This is a genomic window from Chryseobacterium tagetis, assembly GCF_016735585.2.
GTDB lineage: Bacteria > Bacteroidota > Bacteroidia > Flavobacteriales > Weeksellaceae > Chryseobacterium > Chryseobacterium tagetis.
The window spans coordinates 538,666-556,370 of the sequence record NZ_JAERSE020000003.1 but is presented as its reverse complement, the minus strand read 5'-3'; the positions used below and the strand labels follow the sequence as shown (position 1 = coordinate 556,370).

The 17,705-nt window shown below is 34.8% G+C and carries 12 protein-coding genes; 3 read left to right on the top strand and 9 right to left on the bottom strand.

The annotated features are described in order from the left end of the window. Positions 1 to 12: 12 nt before the first annotated feature. Positions 13 to 846 (bottom strand): nitroreductase family protein, encoded by an 834-nt coding sequence (locus JI747_RS12515; protein ID WP_225689175.1) that lies wholly within the window; start codon positions 844 to 846, stop codon positions 13 to 15. A 55-nt stretch (positions 847 to 901) separates the two neighbouring features. On the opposite strand from JI747_RS12515, the gene JI747_RS12510 reads away from it, so the two are divergent. Then, positions 902 to 1,321, top strand: a complete 420-nt coding sequence (locus JI747_RS12510) for a winged helix-turn-helix transcriptional regulator (RefSeq protein WP_225689173.1) — start codon at positions 902 to 904, stop codon at positions 1,319 to 1,321. A 387-nt stretch (positions 1,322 to 1,708) separates the two neighbouring features. Here JI747_RS12510 and JI747_RS12505 read toward each other — a convergent pair whose 3' ends face one another. Beyond that, entirely contained in the window at positions 1,709 to 4,027 is a 2,319-nt protein-coding gene (locus tag JI747_RS12505) for an outer membrane beta-barrel family protein (RefSeq protein WP_225689171.1), read from the bottom strand. Positions 4,028 to 4,218: 191 nt separating this feature from the next. Here JI747_RS12505 and JI747_RS12500 point away from each other — a divergent pair, with 191 nt between their 5' ends. Continuing rightward, positions 4,219 to 5,922, top strand: a complete 1,704-nt coding sequence (locus tag JI747_RS12500) for a helix-turn-helix domain-containing protein (RefSeq protein WP_225689169.1) — start codon at positions 4,219 to 4,221, stop codon at positions 5,920 to 5,922. Between the two features lie 588 nt (positions 5,923 to 6,510). On the opposite strand, the gene JI747_RS12495 is transcribed toward JI747_RS12500, so the two are convergent. The 5 genes from JI747_RS12495 to JI747_RS12475 form a co-directional block, all read right to left on the bottom strand. After that, positions 6,511 to 7,029: a DUF2911 domain-containing protein gene (locus JI747_RS12495; RefSeq protein ID WP_225689167.1), complete on the bottom strand. Its 519-nt coding sequence runs from the start codon at positions 7,027 to 7,029 to the stop codon at positions 6,511 to 6,513. 25 nt (positions 7,030 to 7,054) lie between these two features. Then, complete coding sequence (locus JI747_RS12490) at positions 7,055 to 8,746, bottom strand: sodium:solute symporter (RefSeq protein ID WP_225689165.1); 1,692 nt, start codon at positions 8,744 to 8,746, stop codon at positions 7,055 to 7,057. 100 nt (positions 8,747 to 8,846) lie between these two features. Next, on the bottom strand, positions 8,847 to 11,342 hold the full coding sequence (locus JI747_RS12485) for a PIG-L family deacetylase (protein ID WP_225689163.1): 2,496 nt from the start codon (positions 11,340 to 11,342) through the stop codon (positions 8,847 to 8,849). A gap of 159 nt (positions 11,343 to 11,501) precedes the next feature. After that, positions 11,502 to 12,146: a response regulator gene (locus JI747_RS12480; protein WP_225689492.1), complete on the bottom strand. Its 645-nt coding sequence runs from the start codon at positions 12,144 to 12,146 to the stop codon at positions 11,502 to 11,504. Continuing rightward, entirely contained in the window at positions 12,146 to 12,880 is a 735-nt protein-coding gene (locus tag JI747_RS12475) for a sensor histidine kinase (protein WP_225689161.1), read from the bottom strand. Before JI747_RS12475 ends, JI747_RS12480 begins: the two co-directional genes overlap by 1 nt. A 237-nt stretch (positions 12,881 to 13,117) precedes the next feature. Between JI747_RS12475 and JI747_RS12470 the strand changes: the two genes are divergently transcribed. Continuing rightward, positions 13,118 to 13,384, top strand: a complete 267-nt coding sequence (locus JI747_RS12470) for a hypothetical protein (protein ID WP_225689159.1) — start codon at positions 13,118 to 13,120, stop codon at positions 13,382 to 13,384. Positions 13,385 to 13,471: 87 nt separating this feature from the next. Here JI747_RS12470 and JI747_RS12465 read toward each other — a convergent pair whose 3' ends face one another. Beyond that, a complete protein-coding gene (locus JI747_RS12465) occupies positions 13,472 to 14,905 on the bottom strand; it encodes a hypothetical protein (RefSeq protein ID WP_225689157.1) in 1,434 nt (477 codons plus the stop codon). 10 nt (positions 14,906 to 14,915) lie between these two features. Further along, complete coding sequence (locus JI747_RS12460) at positions 14,916 to 17,696, bottom strand: collagen binding domain-containing protein (RefSeq protein ID WP_225689155.1); 2,781 nt, start codon at positions 17,694 to 17,696, stop codon at positions 14,916 to 14,918. Positions 17,697 to 17,705 lie beyond the last annotated feature (9 nt).

The window sequence follows — 17,705 nt, the reverse complement described above, 5'->3', positions numbered from 1 at the left end:
AATAATATCTCGCTATAATAATTTTAAGTTTCTCTTCTCAAGTGTTTTTCTCAGATCTTCTCTCCCATCCATAAATGCCATATCACCAACTGAAAATCGAACGGAATCGGCCCAGGTTGTTTTTCTCATATTGTTGGATTCTCTAAAAATCAAAAATTCTTTTTCATAGACATCTACTTGTTTTTTCCAGGTATTTGTATCATACTTGTTGTAATGTACAATAGCTTTCTGACTAAGGCGAGGTCTTATTCTACCTTGTTTAGATAAATCAGGTTTGCCAACCAGCATACCAAATGCCACATAGCTGCGCTGCGGTAAACCAATCAGGTCTGCAACCTCTTGTGAACTATTTCTCATTACGCCTAAGTACACAACTCCCAAATCCATTGATTCAGCAGCTATTGCTGCATTCTGTGCAGCTAAGGCAACATCTATTGTGGACATTATCACAGCATCCGTATAATCAAGTACAACAGGATCTTTATCTTCCGAAATTAAACTGTTACGATACATATCGGCGACCCATAACAACATTACTGGAGCTTGCTCTATATATGGATTTCCCATCCCAGTTTTGGAGTTTTTGCGCGATGCTTCTGCTAATTTTGATTTAAGTTCTTTATCAGTAATTACTATTACACTCCACTGATTCAAATTTGAAGAGTTGGAAGCCGATTGTGCAGCTGCGACCATTGTTTCAATAGTACCTTCCGGAATTTCGTCGGGTAAGAAATTTCGTACAGATTGATGCTTTAGTAATAATTCAATCTGTTCGTTCCACCTAATATTGTTAGGTATTGATTTCTCTCCGTATCTTTGCATTAAAAGTTCTTGTCGATTATTCATATTGTTTTTTAACGATGTTTTGATTAAAAACTGGAACAAATTTAAATTGTATTTTATGCAATATCAAGTAGTTGTAAATTCAATACTTAGTATTGTGAATAATACTAATACACATTATCAGAAGCTTATGAACGATAAAAAATCAATAGAAATTGACTATAATTTTGATCTTAATGGAATATTTAAAGTTATTGGAGGTAAATGGAAGATTCCTTTGATCGTTGCAATGGGAAGTGTATGCCCTAGACGCTTTGGCGAGCTCAGGAGAGAAATGGAGAATTTGGCACAAACCACATTAACTACACAATTACGAGAATTGGAAAGGGATGGTATTGTCGAAAGAAAGGTTTACGCCGAATCTCCTCCTAGAGTAGAATATCAATTAACAGATTTAGGACTGACTTTAAAACCGGTTATTGATACTTTAGAAAATTGGTGGCAAATGTATACCGACAGAGGTTGTAAAAATTTCTAATGCAAAATTTGAAGAATTTTTGTTCAGGTAACAATATATTTTAGTACAACCAAATTTATATTTATGTAAATTATCGTTTTTGCGACAAACTAAATATTCTATTTAATTCTTCATAAAAATCTACTTCTAATTATAAAAGACAATCGAAGTAAACTAAAGACTAATAATGTCAATTTCGACTATTTCAAATAGCTAAAATTAAATTGCAAAATATTAGAAATTAAAGACTAAATTAAATATAACCAATTCTTGTTTAATTTCGCTCAAACAAATCAAATAATCGACAAAAGTGCTTGTGTAGACGTGCATCAAAGTCACAAATAGACGAATAGCGCCAACTGAAGATAGTTAGCGGTATTTTTTTATTTAATTACTTTAGTTTTATATCTATAAACGGTTTGCGTTTTCATTGACTTCTTTTTCTTTATAATTGGATTTACTGATTTTACCGAAGTTATATTTTACAGTAAAGGATATTGTAGGTGTATTACCATAAAAAGTACCTGTAGATGATATTTTTTTATAAGTTAATTTTTGAATATAATCCATTTGTTTAAATACATCGTTATACCGTAAAGTAAAATCAAATTGACCTATATTAGCATTTGCTCCAATATTTACAAGACACATTGCGTTATACTCAAAAATACCTTCTTTACGGTGGGATATATAGGAAGCATCAAGCAAAAAACTAAGATACTTTCTGAAACTATAGCTATTGTTGGTTGAAAAATAGATATAGGGTGTACTTTTCTTAGAGATAGCCATAACATCTTCAATCTTATCATAATTAAGACTTAAGTTATTCTGCGATTTAAATTTTTTAAGAGTTAATTCATAGTCTACCCCTATATTCCCTCCAATTTCTTTATCAAAATTAACAATCATGAATGTTGATATATTCTTAGCTTCGTCAAATACCAAAGTGTATCCCATCGGATTTTTGCTTTCGTAAAAGGAAGCGGTAATTGACCACTTTTTCAGTTTTGCATTCAGTGTAAATGTATTTGAATAGGAGGGTAACAACAATGGATTTCCCCTATATTCAACATAAGGACTTCCATACAAACCTCCCGATGTCAGATCACCATAATTGGGTCTTGAGATGCTTTTCCGATAATCTAAGCTGTAATTGAAATGCTCATTTGGTTCAAAACTGATTTGGAAAGAAGGAAACCAATCGGTATAATTGCGTTTAATATTATCTGCTTTGATTTCTTTATTTTCTCCTTTTGTAGTGGTATTTTCCATTCTAACACCTGTCTTCAAAGTGATTTTTTTCATATTTAAATCCAAATTCGCATACGTTGCATCATTCAATTCTCTAAAAAGATATTCCAAACGTTCCGGTTCTTTTATATTAACAAACTGAGTGATATTATCCGTAAATGTTTCCGCACTGTTAAAACTTCCTCCTAATTCAACTTTAAAAAGATCTGAGAACTTTTTCTCTATATCTATTCGCCCGGAGTAGACATTTCCGGAATAAAGCTGACGTCGGAACTGACTGAATTTGTAACCTGAAAAGTCTTTATTATCATAGAAATCGTAATTTATATGATCATTCTCTCTTTTGTACTGAAAGCCTGTGAAAATATTGGCGTTTAATTTTTGCAGATTTTTATTAAAATTGAACATCACATTGACAGTTCCCCTATTTCTATCTTGCTTGTTCAAAGTCTGTATATTAGTATGCGTTGTATTTTCAGAATAGTTGGTAATAGTTGTATTATCACCTTTATCTGGTCGCATATTGCTATTAAGAGCCAAGGAAATATAATCACCTTCCTTGCCTAATTCTTGATAGAAGTTGGCCCCAAAAATCAATTGTGGACGCTTAGTTACAGATTTTATAATATAATCTGAGTTTATTGATTTTGTATCAATCTCATAATCAAAACCATTACTTTCCCAGTGATTAATCTGATTGTAAGAAGCGTTTAATTTCCACTCCGTTTTATTTTTCTTCGCCTGGTAATTTCCCGACAGATAATTACTGTATTTTTTTTGGAAAATCCCGGTTTCGGTCAGTATTAATTTTTGACCATCCTTTTTACTTTTTTTAAGGTTGATCTTTATAACAGCCTTTCCTTCAGCTTCATATTTAATAGAGGGATTTCGAATTAGTTCTATCGACTTTATATCATCTACAGAAAGTGCACTTATTACAGAAAAATCAACTTTCTGATTATCGATGTATAACAGAGGTATACCTTTGCCTACAAAAGAGAGATTTTCACCATTTGGATCTATTCTTACAAAAGGGAGTCGAGACAATAAATCTGTAGAACTTACCACTTTGTTTAAAGCAGAATTTGCAATATCAATGTTTAAGTTTCCGTTTTCTACTTTCACACTATTCCTATTTTTAATGATCTTCAATTCTTCCAGCTCTGTCGTATGGGGGTTGAGAATTATTTTAATTCTGTAGTCTGTATTTAGGGTAAACGGAGATTCATTCTGTATTTTCGAATGATTAACAACTTGAATATAATAAGAAGTATTGGCAGCAACATTTTTGAATTCAAATGTTCCCTTTTGTGAAATTGTGGACTTAATAATGTGATCCTGATCATCAAATAAATTAACTTCAACCAATTCCAACTTTTGCTCTCTCTGATCCACAATCTCACCTGAAATACTGAAATGGCTCTGAGCGGAGAGACCAATTGAAAACACACAGAGAAGCGCAATAATGCTTTTCATATTAATTTTGAATTTTTCCCAAAAATAAGTCTGAATAAAAAATATCTAAAACATTTTATGTCCTAAATGATAAATTAAGACCATATTAAAGTCCTAATTTATCAATGTTTTAAAATAAATACTGATCTCATCCTGCTGAGCGACTGCGCCTCATTGAAAAAATAGTTTACTTTTGTATACAATAACTCCTAATGATGAAATTATTCAACAGATTTCTAGTATTGTTTTCTTTTCTCGTGCTTGGTTTGGTTTGGGAAAAAGCTGTTCCAGAGCAAGATTATAATTCTTTGAGACAACAGTATTTTTCTTTACCTGAAAATGATCGTACAGCTTTCGACAGAGGGCTAGATATTTTCATAACAAAAGCCGGCAAAGAAAAGAATTACGAAAAATTGGCTCAGGGTTATAATGATGCAACATTTTTCATCAATGATAAAAATCAAAAACTAAATTATGCCAATAAAGCCTTGAAGGCCGCCTTATTATCCAAAAACGAAGATACTATTGGCAGCGCCTATCTCAAGAAAGGTATCGTTTATTATTATAATTTCAGGCAATTCAAAAAAGCTCTTAATGAATATCTTTTTGCTTATAAATATCTGGAAAATTCAAAAAACAGAGTGTTAACCTATCAAAATCTCTATCATATTGCAGAGATGAAAGCCTATTTGGGATACAATGAAGAGGCTTTAGGTTTATTTAAAAAATGTATGGTTTTCTTTTCTGATCATGATATCAATGCAAAATCTCCATCAAAAGATTATTTGAACAGTCTGCATCAAACAATTGTATGCCTTCAAAAATTGAATCATTTTGAAGAGGCAGATAGTTATATTAATAAAGCTTTTCATCTTATAAAAAACAATTCAAGCATTAAATTACAAGAAAGTTATTTTTATAAATCTAAAGGCATATCCGAACTACATAAAGGCAATTACAAAACATCACAAAATTATTTCGATAAAGCGCTCCCGGAGTTGATATCGCACGACGATTTCATTAATATTTCTATCATTCATTTTTACCAAGGTCTTCTTTTTGAAAAAATCGATAAAAAAGATCTAGCTTTTGGTTTATTTAAAAAAATAGATTCTATTTTCAACAGACACCAATTTGTCCTTCCCGAAGTCCGTCCTGCTTTTGAGTATCTTCTGGAAAATAAACAGAATAAAATCAATATAAAAGAAGAATTATATTATACAAAACAACTGTTAAAAGTAGATGAAAATTTAAATGGAAATTTCCAGTATCTCGCTGGTAAAATCCACAAAGAATACGACAAACACTCTCTGGAAGTACAACAGGAATTATTGATAGAAAAAGAAGCAAGAACATTTTATATTCTTCTCTTTACTGCGATTTTGTTGATATGCTCAATCATATTCAGTATTTATAAATTGATGGAGCATCGTAACTCCAAACGTGAATATTTTGCATTAAAACACCAGTTACAACAAATGGAAAATGAACTTAATTCTATTAAAGATTCAGCTTCCGAAATAGTTGAAAAGCCAAAACTCCAAATCCCAAATGAAATTACTACACAAATTTTACTGAAATTGGAGACATTTGAAAAAGAGAAAGGGTTCCTGCAAAAAAGATTGACACAAAGCAAGTTAGCTACTCAATTACAAACCAATGTCAATTATCTTTCTCAAACCATCAACGAACATAAAGGTACAAATTTCAATAAATATCTAGGTACTTTAAGGATCAATTATATCACAGAACAACTACACAAAAATAAGCTATTTCTCAAGTATAGTGTAGAAACCTTGGCGCAAGAATGCGGTATTGCATCAAGGCAGAACTTTTCAGATCTTTTTTTTGATATCAACGGTATTCGGCCAACAGACTTTATCCGTAATCTAAAACAGAGGCACCAGATTTCTTAGATTATTTTATAAGTATAACGCAATGTTTATCATTAACAATTATTACTTTACTCCTCGAAGATTAACTTTTAAAAATAACTGTACAAAATTTTAAACCCCAGATTAATCAATGAAAATTTACAGCAACAATATGAAAACAAATCAAACCGTCAAAAGAGAATTTAAATTCATCAATACGAAACGGCTAAAGAAAACTGGTATGGGTTTCTAGCTAAATATATTAAATTCCCTACTAAGGTAATTGAAGCCATATGAAGCTATACAATACCACTTTTGCTTATTCTAATTTTTCATAAGCAAATTTTAAATTGAAATTACCAGATTCTTTTATAGCGAATGGACTTAATAACTCATGTTTAATTTGGCTCAAACGAATCAAATCATCAATAAAAGTGTTTGAAGATACGCTCGCCTTGGTCACTTAAGGAGACAACTATTTGATAGTTATCTCTTTTTTATTCATAAACATCTCTTTGTCAATTTTTTACAATCTGACTTTTAGTATTCAATATTTTAAGCGTAAATACTTAGCCTGTTTTAAACAAAAAATCCCGGATTAACCAGGATCTCAATTTCTTATATTTACATTTATTTGATCTCTACAGGCACTGAGATTTTATCCCAATCCATTGTAAATCCATTTTTATTTACTTTATAAACCAAAGTTTCCTGTGTTGCTGGTAAAGCTTTAGTTTTTACATCAACACGTAAAGCGTCTTTAGCTTCTTCATATTTATAAGCACCCCATTGTTTTGGCTCTTTGTTAAAAATCGCAGTCCAAGTTCCGCTTTCTTTTGGGATTAAGAAAAAGCTGTATTTGCCCGCAGGAAGTTTTTTACCCTCAACAGTAATATCTTTATCCGTTGTGAAAGTAGTTGCTTCATTTGCTCCTGCACGCCAAACTTTATCATAAGCTTCTAAACCACCCCAGATTGTACGTCCTTTCACAGACGGACTGCTATAGGCAATTGTAATGGTGGCATCTTTAATTTTTCCTGTGGCAGTAGCGGGAGGGCTTGCAGGTTTTTTAGTTTCCTGGGCAAAGGCATTAAAGGAAATTGTCATAGTCGCAACAAGGACTGTGGCAGATTTAATGATCGTGTTCATACTATTTTTGTTTATTTATTGTCCGTTACGAATTTACGGCTTTCGGCTTATAAAATAATAACCCTATTGTAGAAAATATAATGACGGCCGCCGCTCCGATTACATTAAGCCAAAGGAATGAAACGATATCAAACTGATATACGGCAATTACTGCAATTTCTGATAAAATCGCCGAAACAAACACATTCGCTCCGTCAACCTTTTTATAGTAAAATGCGACCAGAAAAATCCCTAATATCGGACCGTAGAAAAGTGAACCTAATACGTTAACCGCTTCGATAAGAGAACCCATTTGAGTGGCAAACATCGCGACACCAATTGAGAAAATACCCCACGCTAAAGTGTGTAGCCGGCTATATTTCAATTCCGTTTTGTCATCCGGAATTTCTTTTTTAAATATTAAATGAACATCTTTTAATGAGCAGGCCGCAAGGGAATTCAACGCAGCCGAAATAGAGCCCCAACTCGCCAGAAAAATAACAGCAAACAGCAAACCGATCATCCCGACAGGCAGCGTATTTTTCACGAAATACAGGAAAATGTAATTGGTATCTGTTTTCTCTGCATTAAAATTTGATTTATTAATAGCCTCTTCTACCCTGCCGTGCAAATCTTTTACCTGCGTTTGTGTATTTTTAAAATCCTGAATTGTTTTTTTTAGTTGAGGAGAATGAGTTTCTTTCAGCTTTAAAATTTCTTTCGATTCTGCATTAAATTTTATTTGTAAATCCTGATGCTCTTTTTCAAAAACCGCAGCCTGCTCAGGTTGTCTTTCCTTTAAATTCTGATAAGAGCGCTCATTAAAATAAATCGGAGCCGGTTTTAAAGAAAAGAATGCGAAAAGCAAGGCGCCAATCAGAAGAATAGCAAATTGCATCGGAATTTTAACCAATCCGTTCAACAACAAGCCCATTTTTGCATTGGTATTGTCTTTCGCAGTAATATATCTCCCGACCTGGCTCTGATCCGTACCAAAGTAAGAAAGTGCCAGAAAAAAACCACCAATCAACCCACTCCAAATATTGTATTTATCTTTCCAATCAAATTCTGTGGTGATTACATTTAGCTTTCCGGATTTTCCTGCCAGATAAAGTGCATCATTAAAACCAATTCCATTCGGCATATTTTGAATAAGCAAATACCCAGCAAAAGCCATTGTACCCAGAATAATGAGAAACTGTAATTTTTGAGTGTGAGCGATTGCTTTTGCGCCACCAACATAGGTATAAATCAACAGAATTCCACCTGTCAAAACATTCGTTAAATAAATATTCCAGTTTAAAACACTTGCCAAAATGATACTCGGAGCGTAAATGCTGATTCCTGTTGATAAACCTCTGGAAAAAAGAAAAAGCAGTGAAGTAAGTACTCTTGTTTTTTTATCAAAACGGTTTTCTAAATATTCATAGGCAGTGTAAACATTCAAACGCTGAAAAATCGGGATAAAAGTGATACAAATCACAATCATCGCCAAAGGCAAACCAAAATAATACTGAACGAAACGCATTCCGTCCGTATAAGCCTGTCCCGGTGCCGAAAGAAATGTAATGGCACTTGCCTGTGTAGCCATAATCCCTATCAACACAATGTACCAAGGCATTTTATTATCGGCTTTTAGGTATGATTCGTTGCTTTTTTGGCCACGACCGATCAATACGCCGTAAACCACCACTACAACCAATGTAAAAATAAGAACCGTCCAATCTATCGTACTCATGCCCAGAATTTAGTAAAGAAATAATAAAATGTGATCTGAGCTACTAATGCAACAGCTAATAATATGTACCAAATATTCCAATTTTTAAGTTGTTTGTTCATTAGTTTTTCTGTGCAGATAGGAAGTTTAAAAATAATCGTGCCGCACCCACATTTCCAGCAGGTAATTGTCTGAAAAATGCCAATGGTGTATAAATAAAATTCCCCTTCCCGTATTTTGCATATAAAGTTGATCCCTGCAAAGGCTCTTCACCTGTATCATGCATTTCAAAAAGCGGTTCATACGCTACATCCCATTTGTCAGGGAAATAAGCGCCACGCTCCTGAATCCAACCTTTAAAATCATCGGCAGTAATTTTGTTTGGGAAATTCAGTAATTTATGAGTTGGATTTAAAAATTTAACCTCAGCATTTTCTTCGGTAACACGCTTATTAGCAATACTGAAATTATACATTCCCAATTGTTCAACGGTGGTATCCTGATTGGTATTATATTGCATCACCAAATTACCTCCGCCTTTTACATAAGACCATAAAAATGGCATCCAACGTCCTAGTTTTTTCTCTGTGTTATTGGCACGAACACCTAATACAATGGCATCATATTGAGAAAGTTTATTTTGATTTCCGCCTGATTCATCTACATTGCCATAAAAATCTTCGTCTTTCAGCACATCAACCTGAATACCCGCAATTCTCAGAAACTCAGGAATGAAATCTCCTGCACCTTGCACGTAACCAACCTTCTTAATCTGCGACTGAATATCGCCTTTCATCACTGCGACTGTTGCAGATGTAAAATATTGTAAGGAAGGTAAATGAGGATACTGAATTAATACCTGTTTTTTATTATAAGTTACTCCATCTGCAACAAAATTCGCATCCAATTGTAACTGGTTCGACTTTATTGCGGCAAGCTTAGTTTTTGGAATAACGTAATCGACGGTAACATCTTTTCCATTCACTGATTTTAAATCGCCACCGCTTAATCGTTCTCCATTATATAGCAAGTTTACTTTTCCATTATTAAACTGTTTATTTGAATTAACCTTAAAATTTAAACTCAAATGCAAATCTTCATTTTCTTTGGTCAAATAAAGCGGTTGTGTAAATTTCAGTTCTAATGCTGGAACAATACGCAAAGCTTCGACAACATCACCACGCACCGGATCTAATTTCTTGAAAGATAAAGGAAGTTTAACCTGAAACTTTTCAGAGCCAATTTTTAAATCAAGCAAAACATTCAGCGGTGATTCTGCTTCAGGTAAACCGACTAAAGTATCATTGGGAACAGAAAAAGTTGCAGCATCTTTGGCCGGTTTTGCCAACCAATAAGGTTCCGTCAGTGCTGCATCTGCAGGAATTTGAATATCGTGCTGAATGGTAATTAAAGAATCTTTTGACAGTTTTCTATTAAAGCTTTCTGATTGACTTAACCATTTTACATCTTCTAAAACAACAGGATTTGTAACTCTTGAAATTAAATTTAATCTAAAATTGTGACTTTCTCCTGCAACAGCTTCTGCTTGATTGGTCACAACCTCGCCCATAAACCCTGCACAGCTTAAAATGATATTATCAAGAGATTTAAGTTTATCACTTTTTAGGTCTAAATCTTTAAGAGTAGCAACCTTTTTTCTCAAAGCAAGTAAGGCAGGCAAACTCTGTTCAGGTTCATTGAAATTAAAATCTGAAATAATTGTATTTAATGATTGATCAATGTCTGCATTTCCGGTTGAAGTCCATGTTTTAACGACTCCATCAAAAAGTGTTGCTTTGGCTGGCTCACCTGCAACGTGAGAAAAATATTCAGTTTTGATTCCCGCTACGGATTGTGTTCCTGCACCCTGACTTTTATGTAAACTTCGGCTTAATCCTGCCAATTCACCGTATCCCATTCCCAATTGCGCATCATATTGCCCAACAGTAACTTTCAGTTGATTTTCAGCGGTTGTATTGACTGAACCAAATCGGAAAGTATTCCACAACACGCGTTTTGGTTGCCAAACATTCACATATTTTAGCTGATCTGGGAACGCCGTTTTATCACCTGCCAATTTAAAAGCTTTTTCTGCAACCACAGCCGAAGCTGCATGTTGTCCGTGTCCTGCCGCTACAGTAGGAGGAAAACGACAAATGATAACATCGGGACGGAATGTACGGATTACCCAAACGACATCAGCCGTTATGCTATTTTCGTCCCATTGCTTAAAAGTATCAATCGTATTTTTAGAAAATCCGAAATCAATTGCTCGCGTAAAAAACTGTTGAGCACCATCTAACTTTCTTGCTTCTAAAAGTTCATGCGTTCTGATTAAACCCAATGCAGCACCTTGTTCTGTACCCAATAAATTCTGACCACCATCACCTCTGGTTAAAGATAAATAGCCCGTTTCTACATTTTGATCGTTGATTAGCCAAGAGAGTAAACCCGTATTTTCATCATCGGGATGAGCGGCAAGATATAAAACTTTAGGTAGATGTTTAAGCGTTTTGAGTTCTCGATAAATTTCAGATGATTTTGAAGGCCGAATTTGTTGAGCCGAAAAAACCGTATACAATCCAAGGATGAATACAGTGCTTACTTTTTTGAACATATGAATTTGCTTTGCGGGGCAAATATAAGTAAATCGTTTTTCTTTCAACCTTAAAAGAAAAAGCAATCAACAACTCTAAATATTCTGTTATATTCTTCGTAAAATCTTTATCTGAAAGTTAAAGAAAAAGATCACAATCAATTTTTTGTGATAAAATATTTACTGATTATACAGCCTAAGAATCTCCACCAATTCAGGTAAGGATCGTATTTTCAGCTTCTCAAACAACCTGTTTTTGTAAGTACTGATCGTTGATGAATGAAGATTCAGTTGATTAGAAATTTCTTTGAGAGGAAGACCTTCTGCTAGCTTATTGGCAATTTGCAATTCGCGGTCTGATAGTGCTTCAAAGGGAGAATTTTTTGTCGCGCCGTTTAATGATTCTAAAAAAATCGCTTCTTTTATGTTATCACTGACATATCTGCCCTTGCTGAGCATCGCCGTTAAAGCAGTCTCAATTACTTCAGTAGAGCTTAGCTTGCTTAAATAACCACCAGCACCCATCTTTAGATAACGCATCCCGTACAGCTCTTCATCCTGTGAAGAAAATATTAGAATTTTTAATTCAGGTTGGTGAATTTTTATGTAATCTATTGCTTCCTGAACACTACCATTAGGCATATTAACATCCATAATGGCCAGATCAAATTCTTCATTCAGAATTAATTTGTACAGCGATTTATAATCCTCTACTTCTGAAATGATGGCATCGGGTTTGAATCGTTTGATTGTTTGTATCAAGCCCATCCGGACGATCCCATGATCATCTGCTACCACAATGCGAATGTTTCCTTTTAAACCCATCATTCTATAAATTTACGTAAAAAAAGAGAAACCGTAGTCCCTTTATTTTCAGTGGAAATGATTTGGATATTTCCATGCAACAAGGATATAAAATTTTTTACAATTTTCAAACTTAATCCAACTCCTTTCTCGCCCGAAGTTCCCAGAAATATGGGATTACCATAAGTGTAGATCCCTGATAAATACTGTTCCTTCATTCCTGTTCCGGAATCAATTATAGAAAGCACAACCTGATCACCTTCTGTAGTCACCTGTAAATAAACATCTTGATTCTGAAAGGAATATTTTACCGCATTGTTGAAAATTTTATCTAAAACATATTCGAGCAATATGCGATCGCTGGTAAGAAATGCATTCTGATCTCCCTTAAAATAAAATTTAATGTTTTTTTCTTTCAATTTAGCAGCGTATTTTTCTTCCAAATAGAGGAAAAGATCCATCACCATGATTTTAGTGGGTTTAATCTTAAATTCTCCGTATTGTGTTTTTAGCCAGGAAATGCTGTCCTGAATAGTTTGCAGATTCTTCTGGACATCTTGTTTTACCTGCGGCAAGAACTTAAAAAAAACTTCTTCACTTATATTCTTTTGCTCCAGCTCTTCTATAAGCAACAGAAAGGTTCCAAACAGTTCTTTTGAGTCATGAGACAATATCGAGATCAGTCCGTTCTTGAAATTGATTTCGTTTTCCAGTCTTTCGATTTTTAATTGAAGTTCGTTGATAAAATCATTCATAAATTACTTATCAAAGGTTTTAGAAGCCAGCTGCTTGAATTATTTTTTTGAAAGAAGGCGGAAAGGATTATACTGTTTACACACGAATAAAAACATCTACTTCAGGCCTTTCTTCCAGGAGGTAGCAAGTTATAAAAAATATCATATTAGTTTAAAAAAAATCAAATGGGATTTACCTGAAATAATAAATGTTCTATTTTATCTCACTAAAAACGGCTGTGTCTAGTATTATCGAAAGTGGATAAAAGACAGAAAAATACAAATTATCAACAGATTACTGATCGCAAACAGCTGAATGATATAAGACAAAAACAGCAGTCTGAAGTGGCAATAATTGGTAGCCCAGACTATCAAAATACATCTATAGGTACTGAAAAAGGGGTTGATGAAGAAAAAAACATCAAAGGAAGGAAACGTATCTATGGCGACACTTCAGGAAAATCTTTTGGACAGCTTTGTGTTTTCCGCCAATTGCCTGATGAAACCATAGCCATAAAGTGCTGACAAAATACCCTCAGACAACGAACTATTAGAAGGCTTATGTCGATGAAGATGATTGATATTAAAGAGAGGACATTTCAAAAAGTATGGTTAAATTGCCGTAAAACTATAATAAACATTAATAGAGTAAGTCGTATTTTCTTTCCCTACCAGACTTTGAGCACTTGCAGGTGATATGGTATATCTCATGTTCAGTCCCTTGTCCAAAACCGGAGTTCCGTTAAAGAGTATTTTTTGAGGAGTTGTGGATAAGGCAGCATTTACAGAACTTCCATCCACACCAATTTGTAGAATATTTGAATTGATGTTGGTCTGCAGACCGCCCTTCTTGAAATAATTTTCATCCGATTTTACATAAAGCTCAAAATTTTCATTATTGGACAGCATAATTTGGTTTGGAATCATTTGTGACTGACCATCGGTGTACTGGGAAGCGGTATTAAAATTGAAATTTACATTACGCCCGGAACTGGGGATAGTGATTTCCGACAGAGGGAGCACCTTTAGCTGAACAGCTGTATTTTGCAAACTGTTAATTGAATTATCTGTACTTCCGGCATTGAAGTTCAAATCAAACGTATACGTTCCGGCTTCAAAAAAGAAGTTTTTAAAATCGTCCGCAGACACATAAAGCTGAGGAATGAAGCTGTTTCTGTTTCCCACTACAACACTGAAATTAGCAGCAGAAAAATTCTGAAAATCGGAAGATAAGGCTTTGGTTGTGAGTGAAGATCCGTTACTGCCCAATTTAATGCTTGCTATATTTCTGGTTCCCGGAACACCTTTAGAGGAAGTGAACTGCACAGTTGTGGCAGCCGCTTTCGCCCAAAAATTAAAATCAACCGTATTCGCGATTTCTGTATTCCCCAAATCCCACACCCGTGTGCTTGTATTGCGGTAGTCATTCAAAGAGGATATTTCTATGTATTTTGTCAAAGAGTTTGTGACCCATCGTATGGATGAAGGAATGACTAAAATTGTTTTAAAATTACGTGGGGTAAAATCATTATAGTTCTGAGTTATATCCATAGAGTAATTCCCGGCCCGGAAAGCATTGGCCGTAAATTGTGAGGCAGGAATTTTAAATGTAAAATTGATATTCCCCCGGTTGAATCCTCCTCCGATACTGATGGATGGCGGTTCAAACCATTTTACAGCACTTGTACTGAATGACTGAAAACCTGGTAAATAACCTGAAATTCCAGTAGACGGCATCTGTCCGCCCATACTTTCTAACTGCCACAAAAGAGTGGAACTGGGTAAAGTAAGTGAAGAAGAAGAATGAGTAAAAGTAGGCCCGGAAACAGAGGTAAATGTAGGAGCTGTTGGGAGTAATCCCAAGAAGGCATAATCCCAGTTTGTTCTGTTGGCATTCGTCATTACCCTTGTAGGCACTGAAGTAAATTCGCTCCTGTTAAAAATATTATTTTCAGGAATCGAAAGATATATATCCTGAGCTTTCATGGCTGTAGACCCGCACAACACGGTAAAAATTCCTATTAGAAAAGGCCTCATCTTTTTCATACTTTTAAATTTAAAACTTTTTCACCTTAATGGTGGTGTCTTTCTTCTTATATTCAAAAACCACTGTTTTTGAATACCCTTCTTTTGTCACCTGAATGGTTTGGATAGGTTGTGTATAGCTGTATTTGTCATTTTCAATATAGAGGTTGTATTTTCCATCTTTTAGGAAAAACTCAAATTCATTTTTTTGGTTAACCACGGCAGTATAGATCATGCCATCTTCACTTTTTGCATACACCACTATCCCGGTTACATCTGTTTCCACATCATCGTAGGCTTGCTTGATCTCTGTTAATTTCCCACTTACCCTGATGTTTTTTACCAAGCCCACTTTGCGGTTAATATTGTTATGTACCATAATAGTAGGATCCATCATCAATCGGGCACCTGCACTTTCGTTCACTTTTAGGGTATAAGTTCCTTCAGGCACATTCTGAAAAACTACTTTTCCATTCTTATCTGTTATCGCTACGTAATTGTCCAGCTTTACAATCTCATTAGTAAGTACTGGCTCGCCGGAATCCAGAAAACCATTGAAATTTTTATCTTCAAAGAACTGGAACGCCACTTTATGATTTCCAAGAGCCGTAGCTGCGGTAAAATATTTTTTAATCCCCACTCTGAACTGATAATAATTTCCACTGGTTGCATATTCAGCCGTAGATTTATAACCCGAAAGATTAAAATACCCTGTTGTGGACCAGGAAGGCGAAATCTTATATTCCAGATTACCGGTGATATTACTGTTTAAATTTTTATAAAGTTCCGAATAAAAGGTTCCAGCTGAAAAAGATCCAGTCAGATTATGATTAAGCATCTGGAAATTATACGAGGCATAAACATTGTAATTAGCGAAATTACGGTTTGCATTATAATAAGAATTTAAATCAAAGACACTGGTTACATTCCATTGGGCTGTTCCGTTAATGGAAAATGATTTATATCTGTAAGATAAAGTTGTTTTCAAACTGTTGAACCAGTCTGGTGTATTGTTCTCTTTTGAATAAGAATATTCCGCCGTCAGGTTCAATCCATGGGAACCTAATGTTGTGCTGATGTTGGCTTCCAACCGGTATGAAAAAAGCTCATGCGATGTATAAGAATTAGCTGTTTTTTGGTTTTCAACCTTTGGAGAAAGTAGAAAACTCCACTTTTTTACAGAAAACTGATACCCTAATCCCAAAGCTTCTGTGCTGTTGAAATAATAACGTAAATTAGAGGTATTGCCTGATTGGATGGGTGCATTCTGAAAACTCAGGAACTCCGGTTCTACCTGCGAATTCTGATATTGTATAAAAGCACGCTGAGTAGCAGAAAATTGGCGGCTGATACGCTGATTTGTGAAAAGCGATCCCCTTTTGATCCCTGCATAACTTTTAGTCGCAAAGGAATTGACAGATTGTATATCCCATTTCCCTATTTTCCCGTCGTAATTGGCTCCCATTGAAGCTCCTGCGTTTTCATCATTGTTCAAAAGGCCCTTTTCATTACTTAGCCCCAACTCGGTACGGAGAGTGTGTTTTTCGTTAATTAGCAATGATGTTACCGCGTTCGCTACCTGCGTATCTACATTAGTACGCGGATCATGGTCAAATATATAAGATACTTTCCCATTGAAAGATTTAGCATTTCCAAAAGCATATTTTGCACCTGCCATGGTAGATCCTTTTATTTGCTGGAAATAAGTACCATACAGATTATAATTATTTTCCAGCGCAAGAATTTCAATCTGATTATTTTCACCCAATTTGGTAGAAGCTTTCCCTCCTCGTCCGAAAATCGGGTAATCATAATCGCTGCTATTAACATTTCCTACCCGTAATACCGTATTTTTTCTCTGCAGTTCCAACCAGGTGTCATACAGGTTATAAAGACCGTCTTCAAGATAATAATCTGCACCGATATTGAAGCTCGATTTTAAATTGTCAGTCACCCGGAATGCTGTGTTTCCTCTCAATTGAAGATAATTGAAGCCTGAGCTGTTTTCATTATAGCTAATTTCCGCAAAATTACTTCCATTCACGGCTTCGTTTCCCCGAGCAATTTGTCTGTCGTGTGATAAAATGACTAAGTAGAGTGTGTTGCTTCCCACCATTTTATTATCTAGTAGGTCTGTGACGATTGCATTGATATTAAATTCCGGATAAAGTGTATTCTGTTTTCTGACTGCAATTTTAATTTCAAGCGTTTGTTTTTCTAAACCTTCCAGAGATACAGTTTGTTGTTTTGGGAAAATTTCCAAACCATCAGGAATTGATTGCAAATCAATCTTAACAGTTCGTTTGCTATACCCCTGGTTTTCTACAGTCAGCAGAAGTGAGGATTGCGGCAGAGCAGGGTTAATAAAGTTTTCGTAGGTGGCCGTATAAATTGCGATGTTTTTATTCTCGCCTTTAGCAACGAAGAACGAAGCCAGTTCATTTTTGGTAACCGTTGGAGTGGTGTAAGAAACCTGGAATTTGATCTCATTGGATCTCAATTTCATAAAATCCAGGTTGGCAATCAGTTTCACAGGAAGATTTTTAGACTGACCAGCGCCTAAGGTAAAGTCATTTTTAGGATAGAAAAGCAATCCCGGATATTTTTCCTGAGGTATGATATTCTGAATAGTGATCTCTTCAGAACTTTTATTCTCAATGACCAGGAAATTAGTAAAAGTAGAACCTTTCTCAACAGCTACACTGTCGTTTTCAAAATGGATTTGTACATCCTTCTTTTCCTGTGCAAAGGCCAACGAAAAGTGCAGAAGAACAAATACAAAAAATAAGATTGTTCTTCTTAGTACTGACATTGGTATTCC